The organism is Aeromonas sp. 11P (assembly GCF_051920165.1).
GTDB classification, from domain to species: domain Bacteria; phylum Pseudomonadota; class Gammaproteobacteria; order Enterobacterales; family Aeromonadaceae; genus Aeromonas; species Aeromonas veronii.
Window position 1 is genome coordinate 1,986,024 of the sequence record NZ_JBQBDJ010000004.1, and the last position, 19,059, is coordinate 2,005,082.

The window sequence follows — 19,059 nt, forward strand, 5'->3', positions numbered from 1 at the left end:
GCGGGTTTTTTGCATTTTTTTGGAATAACCCGCGAGTAACTTAGACGGTTTGACCACGGGTGTAAATGATTGAGTTATACAATTCCGCAATGTTTTGTGCAGATAACCACCAATTCGGCAGAGATAAATGATGATTTTCGTCACACAAATGGCCGGTGCGTCCGTACATCTATTGGTATCATTACTTTAATTTCAACAACAACGCAACAAGCAGCATTTATCACTATTTCCAAAACAATCACCAGCCCCGAATGAGTAGTGAATATTTATGTGAAAGGGATGATAAACGGCAGCATATGCCGATGAATGAAAATTAAGCAGATATAAATCGGGGGATGCCAGAATGGTCATCCCCCGGAAGATGGCTCTCAACCGAGCCAGAATGCCAGTAATTGCATACAAATGAGGGCGAACAGAGCGGCGATCAGATCGTCCAGCATGATGCCCAGGCCACCGTGGATCCGGCGATCAAACCAGGAGATGGGCCAGGGCTTGAGCACATCAAACAACCGGAACAGCGCGAAGCCCGCCACCACCCACTCCCAACCGGCTGGCGCGGCGATCATGGTGACGCCAAAGCCGATCACCTCGTCCCAGACGATGGCGCCGTGATCCGGCATGCCGATGGCATCGGTGGCGCTCTGGCAGATACGAATACCGACCACAAACCCAACCGCCAGCAAGGCGATAAACCAATAGGTCGGCAGACCGCTCACCAGCAGATAGAGCGGAATCGCCGCCAGGGTGCCCATGGTGCCCGGCGCCTTGGGGCTGAGACCGGAACCAAACCCCACCGCCAAAAAATGAAGCGGATTTTTCAGATCCAGTCGTGTCAGCTCGGGCTTTATCCTGAACAAACTCATGCGAAGTGATCCCACCCTTTCAGTTGCAGCTCGACCGCTTGGTCGCCACGCTGGTAGTCGATGCCCGGCTCGCCCGCCACGATGCGGCCGATGCGGCTGAACTTGACCCCGCTGTGGGCCAGCGCGGTATCGAGCGCACCGTGATGCTCCTGCGGCACGGTGAAGCAGAGCTCGTAGTCATCGCCACCGGCCAGCGCCAGTTGCCACGCCTCCTGCTCGCTCACCGCATCCTGCAGCACCGGCGAGAGCGGCAGCAGATCGAGATCGATCTGGGCCCGCACGCCGGAGGCCTTGAGGATATGGCCGAGATCCGATGCCAGACCGTCGGAGAGATCCAGCGCACTGCCCGCCAGCCCGCGCAGGGCCTGACCGGCCAGAATGCGGGGATGGGGGTGGTCGAGCCGTGGCAGCACGGCCGCCAGCTGGTTCTCGTTGAGGGTGCGTTTGCCCAGCAGGTGGGAAAGCGCCAGCGCGGCATCTCCCAGAGTGCCGGTCACATAGATGCCGTCACCCGCTTTGGCACCGCTGCGCATGAGGGCGCGCCCGGCAGGCACCGACCCCTTCACCGAGATGGTGATGGAGAGCGGCCCGCGGGTCATGTCTCCGCCCACCAGCGCCACATTGTAATACTCGGCCAGCTCCAGAAACCCTTCGGCAAAACCGGCGACCCAGCCTTCGTTGATGGCAGGCAGGGTCAGCGCCAGCGACACCCAGCGCGGCTCAGCCCCCATGGCGGCGAGATCGGAGAGATTGACCGCCAGCGCCTTGTAGCCGAGATCCACCGGATCCATGTCGGGAAAGAAGTGTACGCCGCTCACCAGAGTGTCGGTGCTCACCGCCAGCTGGGTATCGGGGGGCAGGGTCAGCAGGGCACAGTCATCTCCAGGGCCCATCACCACGTCCTTGCGGGCGTGGGGAACCTTGAAGTACTTATCAATCAGCTCAAATTCACCCATACAGTAAAAAGCCAGCAATAAGCTGGCTCCTCTCTTAGATGCTGACGGACAGCAGGATCAACGCTTGTTCAGCGACTTGATCACCTTGTCCAGTACACCGTTGACAAACTTGTGGCTGTCATCGGCAGCAAAAGCTTTGGCCAGCTCGATCGCTTCGTTGATGACCACGCGCGGCGGTACATCATCACGACGGGTCAGCTCGTAGGTCGCCAGACGCAGGATCGCCTTGTCCACCATGTCCACTTCTTCCAGCGGACGGGAGAGAAAAGGTGCAAACACCTTGTCCAGCTCGCTGCAGTGGAGGGCTACCCCGAACAGCAGATCGCGGAAATAGTTCAGGTCTACACCCTTGGTGTCCTGATCGATCTTGAACTGCTCTTCGATGTCACCCACGTTAGCCTTGGTCATCTGCCACTGGTAGATGGCCTGGGTGGCGCAATGGCGGGCTTTACGGCGCTCAGACGGTTTCAATGTACTTCTCCTCGTTACACGTCCAGTTCTTTCAGGACGTTGATCATTTCGAGCGCTGCCAGTGCAGCCTCTGCACCCTTGTTACCCGCCTTGGTACCTGCACGCTCGATGGCTTGTTCAATGTTTTCAGTGGTCAGCACACCGAAGGCAACGGGAATTTCATATTCCATCATTACCTGGGCCATGCCCTTGCTGTTCTCGTTTGCCACCAGGTCGAAGTGGTAGGTGCCGCCACGGATGACAGTACCGACCGCCACGATGGCATCGTATTGACCACTCTTGGCCAGCTTCTTGATGACCAATGGCATTTCAACCGCGCCCGGCACTTTTACCAGTGTCAGGTTGCTGTCCTGCACTTGACCTTGACGCTTCAGTACGTCCACCGCGCCGTTCACCAGACTGTCGTTGATGAAGCTGTTGAAACGGGCAACAACAATAGCAACGCGCGCCTCAGGAGCGGCGATATTTCCTTCGATAACCTTCATTGGAAATCCTGTATCTGTGCAATCAAAAGGGCCGGAGTCAAAAGTGCGCACATTCTAGCACAACAGACCCACGACAAAAACCATGGCCGCAATAGACGGCCATGATCGCGATGTAACCAGTCCGGCGCACTTGCTCGCCGGTAAATTCCACGACTTCCAGACCGAAACCACCCGGAAGGGGATGGTACTTCTCTGGTGGAACTTTATTCGCCTACGTACTCAACCACTTCCAGACCGAAACCACCCGGAAGAGGATGGTACTTCTCTGGTGGAACTTTACTCGCCGACGTACTCAACCACTTCCAGACCAAAACCACCGAGGGCATGGTACTTCTTCGGCGAGCTCAGCAGGCGCATCTTGCTCACGCCGAGCGCCTTGAGGATCTGGGAGCCCACGCCAACCCGGCGTGAGGTGCCCTGCCACTTGGCTCCTTCCGGTGCCAACCCCTTGTCGGCGGCTTCAAAACCCTTGACCCTAGCCAGCAGCTCGGCGCCATGGGATTCCGCCCCCAAAATCACCAGCACGCCGCCCTCGTCGGCGATGCGGGCCATGGATTTGGGCAGCGGCCAGCTGCGGGCGGCATGGCGGTCGGTCAACAGCAGATCGCTCAGCACATCGTGCAGATGGACGCGCACCAGCGTCGGCTGGTCGGCCTGTACCTCACCCTTTTTCAGGGCGAAGTGCACCTGATTGTCGATGGTGTCACGGAAGGTGATGAGGTCGAACTCGCCAAATTCGGTGGGCAGCTTGCATTCGGCCACCTTCTCGACCGTGGTCTCGTGCTGGTTGCGGTACTCGATGAGGTCGGCGATGGTGCCAAGCTTGATGCCGTGCTCCTCGGCGAACAGCTCCAGATCAGGGCGGCGCGCCATGGTGCCATCTTCATTGAGGATCTCGACGATGACGGCGGCAGGCTCGAAACCGGCCAGACGGGCCAGATCGCAACCCGCTTCGGTGTGACCGGCACGGGTCAGCACGCCGCCATCCTGAGCCATCAGCGGGAAGATGTGGCCCGGCTGCACCAGATCGGCCGCCTTGGCATTGGGCGCCACAGCGGCCTGCACGGTCACCGCACGATCGGCGGCTGAGATACCTGTGGTCACCCCTTCTGCCGCCTCGATGGAGACGGTAAAGGCGGTGGAGAACTGGGCATTGTTGCGATCCACCATCAGCGGCAGCGCCAATTGCTTGCAGCGATCCCGGGTCAATGTCAGGCAGATGAGGCCACGGCCGTAGCGGGCCATGAAGTTGATATCCTCCGGACGGACGCAGGAGGCGGCCATGATGAGGTCCCCTTCGTTCTCCCTGTCTTCGTCATCCATCAGGATCACCATCTTGCCAGCCTTGATATCGGCAATGATTTCCTGGGTTGTGCTCAGCGCCATGGGCTACTCCATCAGTGTGCTTGGGGGTTGAGCCCGCAGGCTCAACGCAAATGCGAGTGTATGTTGCTCTAGATTGGGGCTAGCGGCTCCATTTCAATCAGAGCGGGATCACAGAAAATCGTTTTGGTGGCCAGATTCAGCGCACACCATCAGAGAAAACCGGCCTTGGCCAGTGTCTCCATGGTCAGGGTCGAGGCGCTGCTCTCCTGACGTTTACCCATCATCAGTCGCTCCAGATAACGGGCGATCTGATCCACCTCGAGGTTGACCTTGTGACCCGGTTTCCAGCTGGCGATGGTGGTCTCCTGCGCGGTGTGGGGCACGATAGTCAGGCGGAAAAGGTCCCCCTGCACCGCGTTGACGGTGAGGCTGATGCCATCCACCGCAATGGAGCCTTTCTCGGCGATGTAGCGGGAGAGTTCCCCCGGCGCCTTGATCCAGTACTCGATGGCGCGGCCGCTGCTGGAGACGCTTTTCACTTCCCCTACCCCGTCTACGTGGCCGGAGACCAGATGGCCGCCGAGACGGGAAGTGGGCATCAGCGCCTTCTCGAGGTTGACCCGATCGCCCACTCTGGCGGCGGCAAAACCGGTACGGGAGAGGGTTTCCAGCGACACGTCGGCGGTATAACTCTTGTCGCCCAGCGCCACCACGGTGAGGCAGACGCCGTTGGTGGCGATGGAGTCGCCCAGTTTGACGTCGCTAAAATCCAGGCCCGGGGCGTGGACGGTGATGGCCATATCGTCGCCCTGACGGCGCAGTTCGGCCAAGGTTCCCACCGCTTCGATAATTCCGGTAAACATGCAGATCACCTTGCTGATGACGGGGGCTGATTATGCCCCCTTGAACATTGATAAATCAGGCTATTTTGGCGGTAATGCGAATATCCGGCCCCACCATGCGCACATCCTTGATGGCGAGCTTGGGGGCCTGGAACAGCCGGGTCAGGCCCGGCAGATGGAACAGGCCGCGCCCCTCGTCGCCCATCAGTTTGGGCGCCTGATAGAGCACCAGCTCATCCACCAGCCCTTTTTCCAGCAGAGCGCCGCAGAGCCGCGGGCCCGCCTCGATGAGTACCGAGTTGACATTCTGCTTGGCCAGCAGCATGAAGAGGCTGACCAGATCCAGCTTGCCATCCAGCAGCGGCAGCTCCAACTGCTGCACCCACTCGGGCCACTCGCCGGACGCCTTGTGGCGAGCCAGCAGCACCGGGCTCTCGCTCTGGAACAGCGGCAAGTCGGGTGTGAGGCGGTTTTGCGAATCGACGATGACCCGCAGCGGCTGGCGCAGGGTCTCTTTGGGGTAGCTCGCCTTGACCGAGGGGGGCAGCTCGTCCCAGCGCACGGTCAGGGAAGCGCCATCGGCCAGCACGGTTTCGGCGCTGGAGAGCACCGCATCGTGGCGGGCCCGCAGTCGCTGCACGTCGCGACGCGCATCGGGGGAGGTGATCCACTGGCTCTCGCCGCTCGCCATGGCGGTGCGGCCATCGAGGCTGGCTCCCAGCTTGACGGTCAACCGCGGGAAGGCGGTACGCATCCGCTTGAAAAAGCCCGGGTTGAGCGCTTCGGCTTCGCTCGCCAGCAGGCCGAAATCTGTCTTGATCCCCGCTTCGGAGAGCATCCGCAGGCCACGCCCACCCACCTGGGGATTGGGGTCAACCATGGCCGCCACCACCCGGGCCACTCCGGCGTTGATCAGCGCCTCGGCGCAAGGGGGAGTACGACCGTGGTGGGAGCAGGGTTCGAGGGTTACATAGGCGGTGGCGCCACGGGCGTTGTCACCGGCGGCGCGCAGGGCGTAGACCTCGGCATGGGGCTCACCCGCCTTCTGATGCCACCCTTCGCCAACCACCACGCCATCTTTGACCAGCACGGCGCCGACGCAGGGGTTGGGGGCCGTGGTGTAGCGGCCGCGGCGGGCCAGTTCGAGGGCCCGACTCATCCATTGGTAATCATCTTGACTAAACATTCGGGCTCCTTTGACAACACATCTCGACTTTACGCAGTATCGTAGGTTCGATTAGCGCAGCGTAATCGGACGCGGCAACATGGGTGAGAATGGCGGTTTACTTCTCCAGCTTGGCAATCTCTTCGCCGAACTCGCGAATATCTGCGTGTCCTGAGGTAGAGAGGGGCGAAGCGGATATCCACTTGCCCGTCCGATACCATCATTTCTCCAATTTGGCGATCTCTTCGCCAAACTCGCGAATATCTTCGAAGCTGCGATAGACGGAGGCAAAGCGGATATAGGCCACCTTGTCCAGACTCTTAAGCTCATCCATCACCAGATTGCCCACCAGCTCGGAGGCGACTTCGCGCTCGCCGGTGGCACGCAGGCGGGATTTGATATGGTTGACCGCTTTTTCGATGGCCTCCATGCTCACCGGCCGCTTCTCCAGCGCCCGCAGGATGCCGGCACGCAGCTTGTCTTCATTGAACGGCTCGCGGGAACCGTTGGACTTGATGACGCGGGGCATCACCAGCTCGGCCATCTCGAAGGTGGTAAAACGCTCGTGACAGAGCAGACACTCACGACGGCGGCGCACCTGATGGCCTTCTGCCACCAGACGGGAATCGATCACCTTGGTATCAACCGCACTACAGAATGGGCAATGCATCGGACCTCCGGCGTTAATGGAACAGGGACCGGCCTGACGGGCCAGGATCTAGGTCGGCCAGTGTAGCACGGCCATCCAAAACCGGTAAAAGCCATAAAAAACAATGCCACCCGAGGGTGGCATTGGTCTCAAACCGAACGGTCTGACTTATCAGCCATAAACCGGGAAGCGGCGGCAGATATCCAGCACCTTCTCGCGTACGGTGGCCAGCACGGCATCGTTGTCGTGGTTGTCCAGTACGTCGCAGATCCAGTGGGTCAGCTCGATGGACTCGGCTTCCTTGAAACCGCGGCGGGTGATGGCCGGGGTACCGATCCGCACACCGGAGGTGACGAACGGGGAGCGCGGGTCGTTGGGCACGGAGTTCTTGTTGACGGTGATGTTGGCTTTGCCCAGCGCAGCGTCAGCATCCTTACCGGTCAGCTCGCGGCCGATCAGGTCAACCAGCATCAGGTGGTTGTCGGTGCCGCCGGAGACGATCTTGTAACCGCGCTCGATGAAGGTGGCAGCCATCGCCTTGGCGTTTTTCACGACCTGAGCCTGATAAGTCTTGAACTCCGGCTCCAGCGCCTCCTTGAAGGCAACGGCTTTACCGGCGATGACGTGCATCAGCGGGCCACCCTGACCACCCGGGAAGACGGCAGAGTTGAGCTTCTTGTAGAGCTCCTCGTCGTCAGCGGCGGAGAGGATCAGACCACCGCGCGGACCGGCCAGGGTCTTGTGGGTGGTGGAGGTGACCACGTGAGCGTGGGGCACCGGGTTCGGGTAGACGCCAGCGGCAATCAGACCAGCCACGTGGGCCATGTCGACGAACAGGTAGGCACCGACCTTGTCGGCGATTTCGCGCATGCGGGCCCAGTCAACGATGCCGGAGTAGGCAGAGAAGCCACCGATCATCATCTTCGGCTTGTGCTCGACAGCCTGACGTTCCATGTCGTCGTAGTCGATCTTGCCGGACTCATCGATACCGTAAGGCACGATGTTGTAGAGCTTGCCGGAGAAGTTGACCGGAGAGCCGTGGGTCAGGTGACCGCCGTGGGCCAGGTTCATGCCCAGTACGGTGTCGCCCGGCTGCAGCAGAGCCATGTAAACGGCGCTGTTGGCCTGGGAGCCGGAGTGCGGCTGCACGTTGGCGTAGGTGGCACCGAACAGCTCTTTGGCGCGTTCGATAGCCAGGGTTTCGACCACATCCACATACTCGCAACCACCGTAGTAACGCTTGGAGGGGTAACCTTCGGCGTACTTGTTGGTCAGCTGGGAGCCCTGGGCTTCCATGACTCGGGGGCTGGTGTAGTTCTCAGACGCAATCAGCTCGATGTGCTCTTCCTGACGACGGGTTTCGTCTGTGATGGCCTGCCACAATTGCGGATCATAATTGGCGATGGTCATGTCACGTTTCAACATCCGTTTCTCTCCTGAAAATCGTTTGCGCGTTAGGTGAAGTGGGCGCGGGCATTGTAACGTGAGCTGGATCAAAGAGACAGTCCAACCACCTAAAAAAATGTTGAATTTATGTTGTAAAAAACAAGATTCCCTCCCCGTTCAATACCCTGGCCGCTCCGCCAAACGGCACATTTTTCATCCCGCTGCGGGCGGGCAAAACCCGAAGGGGATCACAACGCCCTCTTTATCCATCCTGTAACATATTCATTCGAAACAAATTTAATGATGATGGAGCTGATTGCAGCCATGCATCCGAGGGGCTGCACCTAACCGGAGGAGTTCAAGATGGACCATCTGCTGACATTCGTGATCCTGGCTGTCTTTTTTCTGTTCTACTGGGTCTACTACACCAGCCAACGCAAGCATGTCCCCACCACCTCGTGGGATCAACTCCCCACCAAAGCCGACTATCTGGCGGCCCACCCTGAATCAGTCGATGGCGATATCATCTTCTGTTATCACTGCGGCCACCACGAGTTGCTGGAGGTAGGAATGGTGCACCTGACCGATTTTCGCCGGGAATGGGTCTGTGCCAAGTGCAAGCAGGTGCTGTTTCGGGAGATCGAATAACAGCGCAGGGGCTGGCCTCCTCTGAACGTTGTGCATCGCCAGCAGGGATCAGAACGGCGAATCCCTGTTGGCCACCAGCCACTGCTGCAACCCGCTCACCGCCGCGTCAAATTGCGCCCCGATTGCCGCAGGCTCACCACCTCCCGCCTCAAGGGCTGCGCAATGGCTAGCAAATTCGGTCAACCCCAGCGCCAGCGCACTCCCCTTTAGCTTGTGCGCCAGCTGACGTTGCTCACTTCCCTCACCCTGAACCAACTTATCCACCAACACCCGCCCTTGCGACTCAAACAGCGCGACCAGCTGGCGGATCCGCGCCATGCCGAGCAGGGGCAGATCGGCGTCCAGCACCGGATTGGCCCACTCGAGCTGGTTAGTCGAGGGCGCGGCAGCTAGCTGCACAGGCGGCTCGATAGCGGCGCCTTCTTGCCGAAACAGCTGATCGATGGCGTTCGCCAGCACCGCCAGCCGTACCGGCTTGCCGACAAAATCGACAAACCCGGCGGCAAGGCAGTGGCGGATATCCTCCGGATACATCTGGGCCGAGATGGCGATGGCGGGCAGCTGCCGTTCATGCATCTCCTCACTGATGGCGGCCAGATCCTCGCGCAGGGTCATGCCGTCCATATCTGGCAGATTGATATCGAGCAGCGCCAGCTCGAAGGGGCGCTCGGTCACCAGCGCCAGTGCACTGCGACCATCCTCCGCCAGGGTGACGCGATGGCCAAGGCGGGTCAGCATGCCGTGCGCCACCAGCCGGTTGATCTCGTTATCCTCCACCAGCAGGATGTCCCGGGACTGGCCAAGATGCAGCGGCTGCGCCTCGGCGGGCAGTTGGGCGCTCGAGCGCTGCAACGGCAAACTGAAGCTGAATTCACACCCCTTGCCCGGTTCGCTGGCAAGGATAAGCTCTCCCCCCATGGCGGCCACCAGCTTGCGGCTGATCGCCAGTCCCAGCCCGGTGCCGCCCTGATGGCCTATATCACGCTTGCGCTGGCGAAACGCCTCGAATACCGCCTCCTGCTCATCGGCCGGAATGCCGGGGCCGGTATCGCGCACCACGAAGCGGATGCAGGGCTCGGCACAAGGGCCCTTACAGACAAGGGGTGCCACCGTCAGGGTAATCTGGCCACGGGCGGTAAACTTGACCGCATTGCCAAGTAAATTGCCGAGCACCTGGCGCAGCTTGCCCAGATCCCCCTCGACCACAGGCGCCAGCCCGGGGGCATATTCCAGCGCCAAGGTGACCCCCTTGGCCGTCGCCTTTGGCCGAAACAGCGCGCTGAGCTCATCCACCAGCTGGAACAGGGGGAAGGGCTCGCGGCGCGCCTCTACATGGCCCGCCTCGATCTTGGAGTAGTCGAGAATGTCGTTGAGGATCTCCAGCAGGGATTCGCCACTGTGCTCGATGGCGGCCAGATAGCGCTGCTGGGTATCGCTGAGGTGGGTATCTTCCAGCAGCGTCAGACCGCCCAGGATGCCGTTCATGGGGGTGCGGATCTCGTGGCTCATGGTGGCGAGAAACACCGACTTGGCCCGGTTGGCCTGCTCTGCCTCGGCGCGGGCCTGCCGCTGCTTCTCCACCTCCTCATTGAGCCGCTCGTTGGCGTGGCTGAGCTGGCCGGTGCGCTCCTCGACCCGCGACTCCAGCTCGCGCTGATATCGGCCCAGCTCCACCGCATTGTCACGAAACACCTGCAGGGCCCGCCCCAACTCCGCCAGCTCATCGCGCCCGGTACTGGCGATCGGCTCAAGGAGAGCCAGATCCCCGCGCGCCAACCGGCTCATCCCCGCCACCGCCCGTTGCAGCGGCCAGACGATCCGGCCGTAGACCATGCGCCACATCAACAGCATCAGTAGTAGCAGGGTGAGCAGGCCAATGGCCATCAGCGCCTGCTCCAGCAGCCTGAGGCGCTGACTTAGCGCCTGCTGGCTCTGCCCCAGCGAATCGCGGGCACGGCTGACCAGCTCTCCGACCTGCTGGTTGAGACTACTCATCAAGGCTTCGTTGGCATTGGCCAGCACCCGCAGCGCCTCTCCCTTGCCGAGCCAGTCGCTGCGCAGTTGCACCAGCTTGTCGCTCTGCGCCAGCACGGTCAGCGCCTGCTCCACCGCCTGCCGGCGGGCCGGATCAGTCACCGCCCCGGCCCGCAGTTGCAAGATGGCCAGCTCCCGTTGCCCATCGTGCAGCAGTGTTTGCAGTTGCTCCTGCCGTTCGCTGCGCCACATCTCCTCGATACGCTGCTGCTGCATCAAAGTGCGATGACGCAGCTCGGTCATCTGCTCCAGCCAGTCGAGATCCTGCTCCAGCAAACGATCCAGCGTCCGGGCCGCCTGCGCACCTTGCTGTTGGTAGAGGGAACCCAATCCCGCCACCATCACGGTTTCGGCGTTCTCCATCTGGCTGCGCGCCAGCTCGGCGATCTGTCCGGCCGCCGCCACCAGACGGGCCCGCTGCGCCTCGCCCTGTACCATCAGGGTCAGTCGCTCTCCCACCAGCCAGCCCTGCTGACCCAGATTGCCGATGATGCTCTGGCTGAGCTGATCGAGGCTTGTGGAACCCTGGCCACGGCCAAGTTGTGCCAGCACCTGCTGCAGCTGTTGCCCCTGCAGGGTGAGCAAGCGTCCCTGATGCTCCCGCTCCTGCTCGCTGGTTGCGGTGGCCAGCAGCCGCGACGCGCTCTGGATCTCGCCGCTGAGGCGAGAGAGCGTGCGGGCCAGCTCCTGATCGGCCAAGGTCTGCTGCACCCCTTGCTCCAACTGGCGCAGATGGCTAAGCCCCACCCAACCCAGCAGGGAGGCACTCAGTGTGAGTAATGCCATCAAGGAGAAGGCCAGCAGCAACTTGCCACCCAGGCCGGAAAAGATTCTCACGGGAAGTCCCTTGGTTGTGGTCGGCTTTGACCGGATAATATGGCCCAACACTTTAACAAAACCCCTGGCCATGCGAAGCGTCTATCTCTCCCCGTTGTTGCTCATGTGGTTGCTCACGCTTCCCCGCGCCGCCCTCGCCTTTGCGGTCGATATCTGGCCCGGCGGCGAATTCAGCGGCCAGCCGCTGCGCCAGCAGTGGCCGGAACCCGCCGCCGCAACCAAACCGCTGACCCTCTGTGCCCTCTACCCCCACCTGCGCGACGCCTACTGGCTTTCGGTCAATCAGGGCATGGTGGACGAGGCGAAGCGGCTGGGAGTCAAGTTGCAGATCCACGAAGCGGGGGGTTACGGTGCCCTCGCCGAGCAGCGCCAGCAGTTGCAGCGCTGCGTGCAGGAAGGGAGCGACGCCATCTTGCTCGGCGCGGTGAGCTATCAGGGCTTGAGCGAGGCGCTCAAGGCAACGCCGCTGCCGCTCTTTGGGCTGGTCAACGATCTGCCCAGCGGTCTGGTGCAGGCCAAGGTGGGTGTCTCCTGGTACCAGATGGGCTGGCAGATTGGCCACTGGCTGGCGCAGCGCCACCCCGCCAGCAGCAAGCCGGTCTCGGTCGCCCTCTTCCCCGGCCCGCAGGCAAGCGGTGGCAACAACTTTGTCGAACCTGGCTTTGCCGATGCCATCAAGGGGAGCGCCATCAAGCTGGTCACCACCGAACGCGGCGACAACAGCCGGGAAATCCAGCGCACGCTGGTGCAGCAGACGCTGGCCCGCTATCCCGACCTCGACTATCTGGTGGGGGGCGCCATCGCCGCCGAAGTGGCGGTAAACGAGCTGGCGCAGCGCCATCTCGACAGGCCTCAGGTGCTGAGCACCTACTTCAGCCACGGGGTACAGCGGGGCCTGCGCCGGGGCAAGATCCTCGCCGCCAACAGCGATCAGATGCGGCTGCAGGGACGCCTTGCGGTCGCTCAGGCGGTCTGCCTGCTGCAACACCCTGATGCCAGTGCCGAGCAGTGTCCGCGGGTGATGGGGCCACCCATTCTGACGCTTTCTGCACCGCTGGCCGACCCCGCAGATTCCCTCTCGGAGGGCGCTTTTCGCCCCGTCTATCGGGTCGAATAGCCGTTCCAAATCCGATCAGCACACTCAAGGAGAAGAGATGAAAGAGTTACATGCCAGCAGCCTGTGCGGCGCCGTCGCCCTAACCCTGCCGGATCAGTTCGACTATATGGGGAACTGTCACTGCAGCGAATGCCGCAAGTTTTCAGGGGGAGATTACGCCTCGGTCGGCGGACTGGATGGCAACAAGGTCACCATCGTAAAGGGGGAAGAGGCCATCGGCCGCTACCGGAAATCGGCAGAGACCACCCTGGCCTTCTGTGGTCACTGCGGCTCCAGCCTGTTCAGCCAGAAGAGCAGCAGCGGCAAGATCAACCTGCGCCTTGGGGTACTGGACGATGTGCCGAGCCAGCGGCCCGCGTTTCACATCTTTGTCGGCTCCAAGGCGCCCTGGCACCAGATTGGCGACGACTGCCCGCAATTTGATACCCGCCCGCCGGTCTGATACCCGGTCAAACAGGTCAAGGCCGCCGCAACGGGGTCAGGAGGCTATCTCGCCGGCAAACAGATAGCCTTCACCATGGACGGTGACAAATAGCTGGGGATCCCGCGGATCCGCTTCCATCTTGCCGCGCAGCCGCCGGATCAACACGTCTATAGTGCGATCGCTCGGGCCATCGCCGCGATGGCTGATGAGGGTCAGGATCCGCTCCCGACTGAGCACCCGACCGGCATGGGCGACAAAGGCCACCAGCACTTCATATTCGGCCTTGGTCAGGCGCACCGGCACCCCGTCCTTGCTGAGCTGGCGGCGGGGAATGTCAAAACGCCAGGGGCCGAAGCGCACCGCATCGTCAGCGACCGCAGGCTCGCTCGGCGCGGCGGCCGCCAGCGAGATCCGCCACAGCAGATTCTTGACCCGCACCAGCAGTTCCCTGAGCTCGAACGGCTTGGTGACATAGTCATCGGCCCCCATCTCGAGGCCCACTATTCGGTCCACCGCATCGCTGCGGCCGGTGACCAGAATGATCCCCACCGTGCTGCGCGCCCGCAGTTCACGAGTCAGCAGCAGACCATCTTCCCCCGGCAGGTTGATATCCAGCATCACCAGATCGACCGTTTGTTCAGCCAGCACGGTGCGCATCTCCTGGCCGTTTTCGACCGCCGTCACCCGATAGCCCTCCCGCTCGAAATAGCCGGTCAGCTTCTCGCGGGTAACCGCATCATCTTCAACAACCAGAATGTGGTAGCTCATGGGCAGGGTTCACGATGGTCGACAAGGGAGGATTATTCTATTCACATTTTGTCATAAATACCCCTATTTCATTAATTTGTGGCGGCAGCCCTGTTCACAACGCCTCCCTATCATGGCTCCCATCAAAAAAGTGATGTGAGAGAGCATGATGAAAAAACTGTGGCACTTCCTGCGCACCCCCAGCCGTCGCTGGTCGGTACTGGCGCTGCTTCTGGTGGGCGTCGGCGTTACCCTCGCGGGCACCGTCGGCCTGCACTATGGCTTTGAGAAAACTAGTACTCTCGAATTCTGTATCTCCTGCCACTCCATGAAAGACACCGTCTATCCGGAGTACAAGGAGTCCATCCACTTCAAGAATGCCTCAGGGGTACAGGCGGTCTGTACCGACTGTCATCAGCCGAAGGATTTCGTCGGCAAGGTGGCCCGCAAGATGGAGGCAGCCAACGACCTCTATCAGGAGTACATAGGCCACAGCATCGACACCCAGGAGAAGTTCGAGGACCGGCGCCTGCATCTGGCCGAGAAGGTGTGGGCACGGATGAGCAGCCAGAACTCCAAGACCTGTAAGTCCTGCCACAGCTACGACAACATGGATCACGCCAAGCAGTCCCCGGCGGCTGCGCTGGCGATGAAAGATGCGGCGGCGAAGAACATGAACTGCATCGAGTGCCACAAGGGCATCGCCCACGAACTGCCCAACATGGCGGGCGGCTTCCGGGCCACTTACGCCACCCTGGTTAACGACGCGCAAGAGGCGCCAGCCGCCGAGACCCTCTACAACCTGGGTGAAAAAGATCTCTATGCCAGCGAACAGAGCACCGACCCGGTCGGCAAACTGCTGCCCGCCTCCCGTATCGACGTAGTGGACCGCAGCGGCGATCGCCTCAAGGTGACCATCGAAGGGTGGCGCGAGAGCGACGGCAAGGGCCGGGTGCTGAGCGAATACATGGGCAAGCGGGTCTTCGTCGCTACCATCCGTGATGAACTGAAAGCGAGCGAGAAAGTGCTCAAGCAGGAGACCGACAACGCCACCCATATCAAGTGGGAGCAGGTTCAGGTGCAGGCCTGGGTCGATGGCAAGGGCTTTGAGTCCTCGCTCAAACCGATCTGGGATTACGCTGGCGAGATGTACAAATCCACCTGCAACTCCTGCCACGGCGCGCCGGATCCCGCTCACTTCACTGCCAACGGCTGGATCTCGGGGCTCAAGGCGATGTCTGCCTACTATCGCCTGAGCAAGGAAGAGGAGCGCACCCTGCTCAAATACCTGCAAAACCATGCCGCCGATACCGGTGGTCAGGGTAGCCACTAAGTCCGGATTCGAAAGAGGAATAACAAGATGATCAATATTTCCCGTCGTGGTTTTCTGGGTGGCTTGCTGGCCAGCGGTGCCTCTGCCCTGATCGGCCCCTCCCTGCTCGGTCGCGCCGTGATGGCCGCCGAGTCTGGCGACAAGCTGGTGCAGTCCGGCTCCCACTGGGGCGCCTTCCGTGCCCGGGTGGTCGATGGCCGCTGGGTCGAGACCCTGCCGTTCGAGCACGACAAGCACCCCACCGACATGCTCAAGGCCTTGAGTGAAGTGGTCTACAACCCCTCCCGCATCCGCTACCCCATGGTGCGGCTGGACTGGCTGCGCAAGGGCCACCAGTCCGACACCAGCGAACGCGGCCAGAACCGCTTCGTGCGGGTCACCTGGTCCCAGGCGCTGGACTTCTTCTATCACGAGCTGGAGCGGGTGCAGAAGACCTATGGCCCGAGCGCCCTCTATGCCGGCCACTCCGGCTGGCAGTCGGTGGGCAAGTTGCACTCCGCTGGCGCCATGCTGGGGCGCGCCATAAATCTGCACGGCACCTATCTGGCCAAGGCCGGTGACTACTCCACCGGTGCCGCCCAGGTGATCCTGCCCCACGTGGCGGGCGCCATGGAGGTGTATGAACAGCAGACTTCCTGGCCGCTGGTGCTGGAGCACAGCAAAACCATAGTTATCTGGGGCTCCGATCCCATCAAGAACCTGCAGGTGGGCTGGCTGGTGCCGGATCACAGCGTCTACGACTACTGGGCGCAGCTCAAAGAGAAGGTGGCCAAGGGCGAGATCCGGGTGATCAGTGTCGATCCGGTCAAATCCAAGACCCAGAAGTACCTCAATTGCGATCAGGTGACCCTGAATCCGCAGACCGACGTGCCGCTGATGCTGGGCATCGCCCACACCCTCTACAGCGAGAAGCGCCACGACGAGAAGTTCCTGAAAGACTACACCACCGGCTTTGACAAGTTCCTGCCCTATCTGCTGGGCACCAGCGATGGTCAGGTGAAGGATGCGGAGTGGGCTGCCGCCATCTGCGGCGTACCAGCTGAGACCATCCGCGAATTGGCCCGCACCATGAGCAGCGGCCGTACCCAGCTTATCGGCGGCTGGTGTGTGCAGCGTATGCACCACGGCGAACAGTACGCCTGGATGCTGGTGGTACTGGCCTCGATGATTGGTCAGATCGGCCTGCCGGGGGGCGGTTACGGCTTTGGCTGGCACTACAACGGCGCGGGCACCATCACCTCCAGCGGCCCCATCATGTCCGGTTTCAGCTCGGTCATTCCCGGGGTCAAGCCGCTCCATGACGGCGACTGGAAGGGCTACTCCAAATACATTCCGGTGGCCCGTTTCGTCGACTGCATCCTCAATCCGGGCAAGCAGATCGCCTTCAACGGCCAGACCATCACCTACCCCCACATGAAGATGGCGGTGTTCTGCGGCAACAACCCGTTCCACCACCAGCAGGATCGCAACAAGATGGTCGCGGCCTGGCGCAAGCTGGAAACCGTGGTCAGCATCGATCACCAGTGGACCGCCAGCTGCCGCTTCGCCGATATCGTGCTGCCCGCCACCACCACTTATGAGCGGGATGACATCGAGCAGTGGGGTTCTCATTCCAATGCGGGCATTCTGGCCATGTACAAGGTGGTGGAGCCGCTGTTCGAGGCGCGGGATGACTACGATATCTTCGCCGATCTCTGCCGTCGCTTCGGTCGCGAAGCCGAGTTCACCGGCGGCAAGAGCAAGCTGGAGTGGATCCAGAGCATCTATGACGACGCCCGCCTGCAGGGCCGCGGCATCGGCATTCGTCTGCCTCGTTTCAGCCAGTTCTGGCACGGCGAAGGCTTCGTCACCTTCCCGGCGGGCCAACCCTGGGTGCGTCACGAGTCGTTCCGTCAGGAGCCGGATCTGGAACCGCTCGGTACCCCGTCCGGCCTTATCGAGATCTACTCCAAGACCATCGCCGACTACGGCTATGGGGATTGCCCGGGCCACCCGGTCTGGATCGAGCCCTACGAGCGCTCCCACGGCGGGCCGGGCAGCAAGCAGTACCCGCTGCACCTGCAATCCTGCCACCCCGACAAGCGGCTGCACAGCCAGCTCTGCTCCTCCGACAACTACCGCGCCACCTACACGGTGCAGGGGCGCGAGCCTGTCTACATGAATCCGCAGGATGCCAAATCCCGCGGCCTCAAAGACGGCGATCTGGTGCGGGTGTTCAACGGCCGCGGTCAGGTATTGGCCGGTCTGGTGGTAAGCGATGACTACGCCCCCGGCGTAGTCCGGATACAGGAAGGTGCCTGGTATGGCCCGCAAGAGGGTGGCAAGGTGGGGACTCTCTGTACCTACGGCGATCCCAACGTGCTGACCGCCGACATCGGCTCCTCCAGCCTGGCGCAGGCCACCACGGCCCATACCGCGCTGGTGGAGATCGAGAAGTTCCGCGGACAGGTGCCTGCCGTCACTGCCTTCGGCGCGCCGGAATCGGCTAAGGGCATCGACCCCATGTTCCCGGCTCTCTGACCCCGGGGGGACGAAAGCGCCCCCTTGAGTTTCCTTTATTTTTAAAGTCGTTAGAATCGGGAGCCATCAAGGCTCCCGATTGCCATCCACGGAGGAAAAATGCAGGAATTTATGGCTACCAGCGAACGCCGGGCCGAACTCTACTGGTGGTTCTCCACCCTGTTCGCCGCCGAACTCAGTGATGAGCAGATCGCCGAATATGACACCTATGATGTGCGAAGCTTCCTGAAAAGCCTCTCCACCCTGGATCCGATGCGCGAAGCCGTGGCCGAGCTCAACGATGCCATCGCCCGCCTGCTGGTGCGCCCGGATCGCCAACTGGAACTCGCCGCCGACTTCGCCGGTCTGTTTCTGGTGGATCCCAAGCAGGGCGCCCTGCCCTACGAATCGCTCTACCGTGGCGAAGCCAAGCTACTGATGCAGGCCCCGATGGCCGAGATGCAGGCCCGCCTCGATCGCCTCGGCATCAATGTCAGCGATAAATACAAAGAGCCTGCCGACCATCTGGCCATCGAGCTGGATCTGATGGGCAATCTCATCATCCGTGCGGCGGAAGCCAAGAGCGCGGCCGAGCGGGAACGCTGGCTCGACGAGCAGGAAGCGCTGCTGCACGGCCATCTGCTGGGCTGGTTCGACAAGTTCGAACGCGCCTGTCGCGCCGCCGACCGGTTTGGCTTCTACGGCGCCAGTGCCCGTCTGCTGGGGGTCTTCCTCAAGATGGATGCCAACTACCTCTCTCTGGTCAAACCGGCACCGTCCGCCGACTGAGGCCGCGATGAAAACAGCCCTGCTTCTGATTGCATGCTGGCTGCTGGCCCTGATCCCGCTGGATCAGGGCATTACTCCCCTGATCGCGCTGCTGTTCAACCCGGATCGCGAGCTCTACGGCACCGCCCAGCTCACCGGCTTTGCCGGCATCCTGCTCACCCTCTACCTTGCCAATCTCGGCGTCGAGGTGGTGTTGCGCCGCCGCTTCCAGATCGCCGGCATGCTGGCGCTACTGGCCGCCTGGATCGACTTCATCAACAGCAGTGGCAGCGAGTCGCACTTCTTGCTGCTCTATCTGCTGGCTCTCCCCTTCCACCTGATCGGCTGGCTGGTATTTGTGCGTGGTATTCAGGCGTTTGGTCGCCAGAAGGGATAACCACTCGCCCCCTTTTTCCATCCTTTTATCAGGTTTTTCTGCCAATTCTTGGCGTCAAAACAACCAGATAACTCCGCTTGACTCCCGGCCAAACAGTTCGTGCCATACTGAC

General features: G+C 61.4%; 18 protein-coding genes. 7 read left to right on the forward strand and 11 right to left on the reverse strand.

Annotated elements, in window-relative coordinates; genetic code table 11:
* Nucleotides 1–368: 368 nt before the first annotated feature.
* The 9 genes from ACTG1P_RS09030 to glyA form a co-directional block, all read right to left on the reverse strand.
* Nucleotides 369–863, reverse strand: coding sequence for a phosphatidylglycerophosphatase A family protein (locus ACTG1P_RS09030; RefSeq protein WP_440001056.1), 495 nt, complete (start codon nucleotides 861–863; stop codon nucleotides 369–371).
* On the reverse strand, nucleotides 860–1,819 hold the full coding sequence (thiL, locus tag ACTG1P_RS09035) for a thiamine-phosphate kinase (RefSeq protein ID WP_440001057.1): 960 nt from the start codon (nucleotides 1,817–1,819) through the stop codon (nucleotides 860–862). The genes ACTG1P_RS09030 and thiL overlap by 4 nt, the downstream gene beginning before the upstream one ends.
* 57 nt (nucleotides 1,820–1,876) lie before the next feature.
* Nucleotides 1,877–2,290, reverse strand: a complete 414-nt coding sequence (gene nusB, locus ACTG1P_RS09040; RefSeq protein WP_005343514.1) for a transcription antitermination factor NusB — start codon at nucleotides 2,288–2,290, stop codon at nucleotides 1,877–1,879.
* A 14-nt stretch (nucleotides 2,291–2,304) separates the two neighbouring features.
* A complete protein-coding gene (ribH, locus tag ACTG1P_RS09045) occupies nucleotides 2,305–2,775 on the reverse strand; it encodes a 6,7-dimethyl-8-ribityllumazine synthase (RefSeq protein WP_005338866.1) in 471 nt (156 codons plus the stop codon).
* Nucleotides 2,776–3,051: 276 nt separating this feature from the next.
* Entirely contained in the window at nucleotides 3,052–4,161 is a 1,110-nt protein-coding gene (ribBA, locus tag ACTG1P_RS09050) for a bifunctional 3,4-dihydroxy-2-butanone-4-phosphate synthase/GTP cyclohydrolase II (protein ID WP_416033210.1), read from the reverse strand.
* Nucleotides 4,162–4,310: 149 nt separating this feature from the next.
* Nucleotides 4,311–4,964 (reverse strand): riboflavin synthase, encoded by a 654-nt coding sequence (locus tag ACTG1P_RS09055; RefSeq protein ID WP_440001058.1) that lies wholly within the window; start codon nucleotides 4,962–4,964, stop codon nucleotides 4,311–4,313.
* Between the two features lie 55 nt (nucleotides 4,965–5,019).
* Entirely contained in the window at nucleotides 5,020–6,129 is a 1,110-nt protein-coding gene (gene ribD, locus ACTG1P_RS09060; RefSeq protein ID WP_440001059.1) for a bifunctional diaminohydroxyphosphoribosylaminopyrimidine deaminase/5-amino-6-(5-phosphoribosylamino)uracil reductase RibD, read from the reverse strand.
* A 199-nt stretch (nucleotides 6,130–6,328) separates the two neighbouring features.
* Nucleotides 6,329–6,778 (reverse strand): transcriptional regulator NrdR, encoded by a 450-nt coding sequence (gene nrdR / locus ACTG1P_RS09065; RefSeq protein WP_005338880.1) that lies wholly within the window; start codon nucleotides 6,776–6,778, stop codon nucleotides 6,329–6,331.
* A gap of 150 nt (nucleotides 6,779–6,928) precedes the next feature.
* A complete protein-coding gene (gene glyA / locus ACTG1P_RS09070; RefSeq protein ID WP_005338884.1) occupies nucleotides 6,929–8,182 on the reverse strand; it encodes a serine hydroxymethyltransferase in 1,254 nt (417 codons plus the stop codon).
* 324 nt (nucleotides 8,183–8,506) lie between these two features.
* Between glyA and ACTG1P_RS09075 the strand changes: the two genes are divergently transcribed.
* Entirely contained in the window at nucleotides 8,507–8,791 is a 285-nt protein-coding gene (locus ACTG1P_RS09075) for a hypothetical protein (RefSeq protein WP_005358446.1), read from the forward strand.
* 48 nt (nucleotides 8,792–8,839) lie between these two features.
* Here the strand turns inward: ACTG1P_RS09075 and torS are convergent, their stop codons facing one another.
* A complete protein-coding gene (gene torS / locus ACTG1P_RS09080) occupies nucleotides 8,840–11,662 on the reverse strand; it encodes a TMAO reductase system sensor histidine kinase/response regulator TorS (protein WP_440001060.1) in 2,823 nt (940 codons plus the stop codon).
* A gap of 70 nt (nucleotides 11,663–11,732) precedes the next feature.
* Between torS and torT the strand changes: the two genes are divergently transcribed.
* Together torT and ACTG1P_RS09090 are read left to right on the forward strand one after the other, a co-directional pair.
* Nucleotides 11,733–12,779 carry a TMAO reductase system periplasmic protein TorT gene (gene torT / locus ACTG1P_RS09085; RefSeq protein WP_440001061.1) on the forward strand — a complete coding sequence of 349 codons (1,047 nt, stop codon included), beginning with the start codon at nucleotides 11,733–11,735 and terminating at the stop codon, nucleotides 12,777–12,779.
* 37 nt (nucleotides 12,780–12,816) lie between these two features.
* Nucleotides 12,817–13,221, forward strand: a complete 405-nt coding sequence (locus ACTG1P_RS09090; protein ID WP_440001062.1) for a GFA family protein — start codon at nucleotides 12,817–12,819, stop codon at nucleotides 13,219–13,221.
* Nucleotides 13,222–13,257: 36 nt separating this feature from the next.
* Here ACTG1P_RS09090 and torR read toward each other — a convergent pair whose 3' ends face one another.
* The gene (gene torR / locus ACTG1P_RS09095) at nucleotides 13,258–13,971 is read right to left on the reverse strand and encodes a two-component system response regulator TorR (protein WP_069526522.1); all 714 of its coding nucleotides are present in this window, start codon (nucleotides 13,969–13,971) and stop codon (nucleotides 13,258–13,260) included.
* Nucleotides 13,972–14,116: 145 nt separating this feature from the next.
* On the opposite strand from torR, the gene torC reads away from it, so the two are divergent.
* From torC to ACTG1P_RS09115, 4 genes are all read left to right on the forward strand, one after another.
* Complete coding sequence (torC, locus tag ACTG1P_RS09100; protein WP_440001063.1) at nucleotides 14,117–15,283, forward strand: pentaheme c-type cytochrome TorC; 1,167 nt, start codon at nucleotides 14,117–14,119, stop codon at nucleotides 15,281–15,283.
* Nucleotides 15,284–15,310: 27 nt separating this feature from the next.
* On the forward strand, nucleotides 15,311–17,803 hold the full coding sequence (gene torA, locus ACTG1P_RS09105) for a trimethylamine-N-oxide reductase TorA (protein ID WP_440001064.1): 2,493 nt from the start codon (nucleotides 15,311–15,313) through the stop codon (nucleotides 17,801–17,803).
* Nucleotides 17,804–17,902: 99 nt separating this feature from the next.
* Nucleotides 17,903–18,571: a molecular chaperone TorD gene (gene torD, locus ACTG1P_RS09110; RefSeq protein ID WP_440001065.1), complete on the forward strand. Its 669-nt coding sequence runs from the start codon at nucleotides 17,903–17,905 to the stop codon at nucleotides 18,569–18,571.
* 7 nt (nucleotides 18,572–18,578) lie between these two features.
* On the forward strand, nucleotides 18,579–18,947 hold the full coding sequence (locus tag ACTG1P_RS09115) for a hypothetical protein (protein WP_069554383.1): 369 nt from the start codon (nucleotides 18,579–18,581) through the stop codon (nucleotides 18,945–18,947).
* Nucleotides 18,948–19,059: the final 112 nt, after the last annotated feature.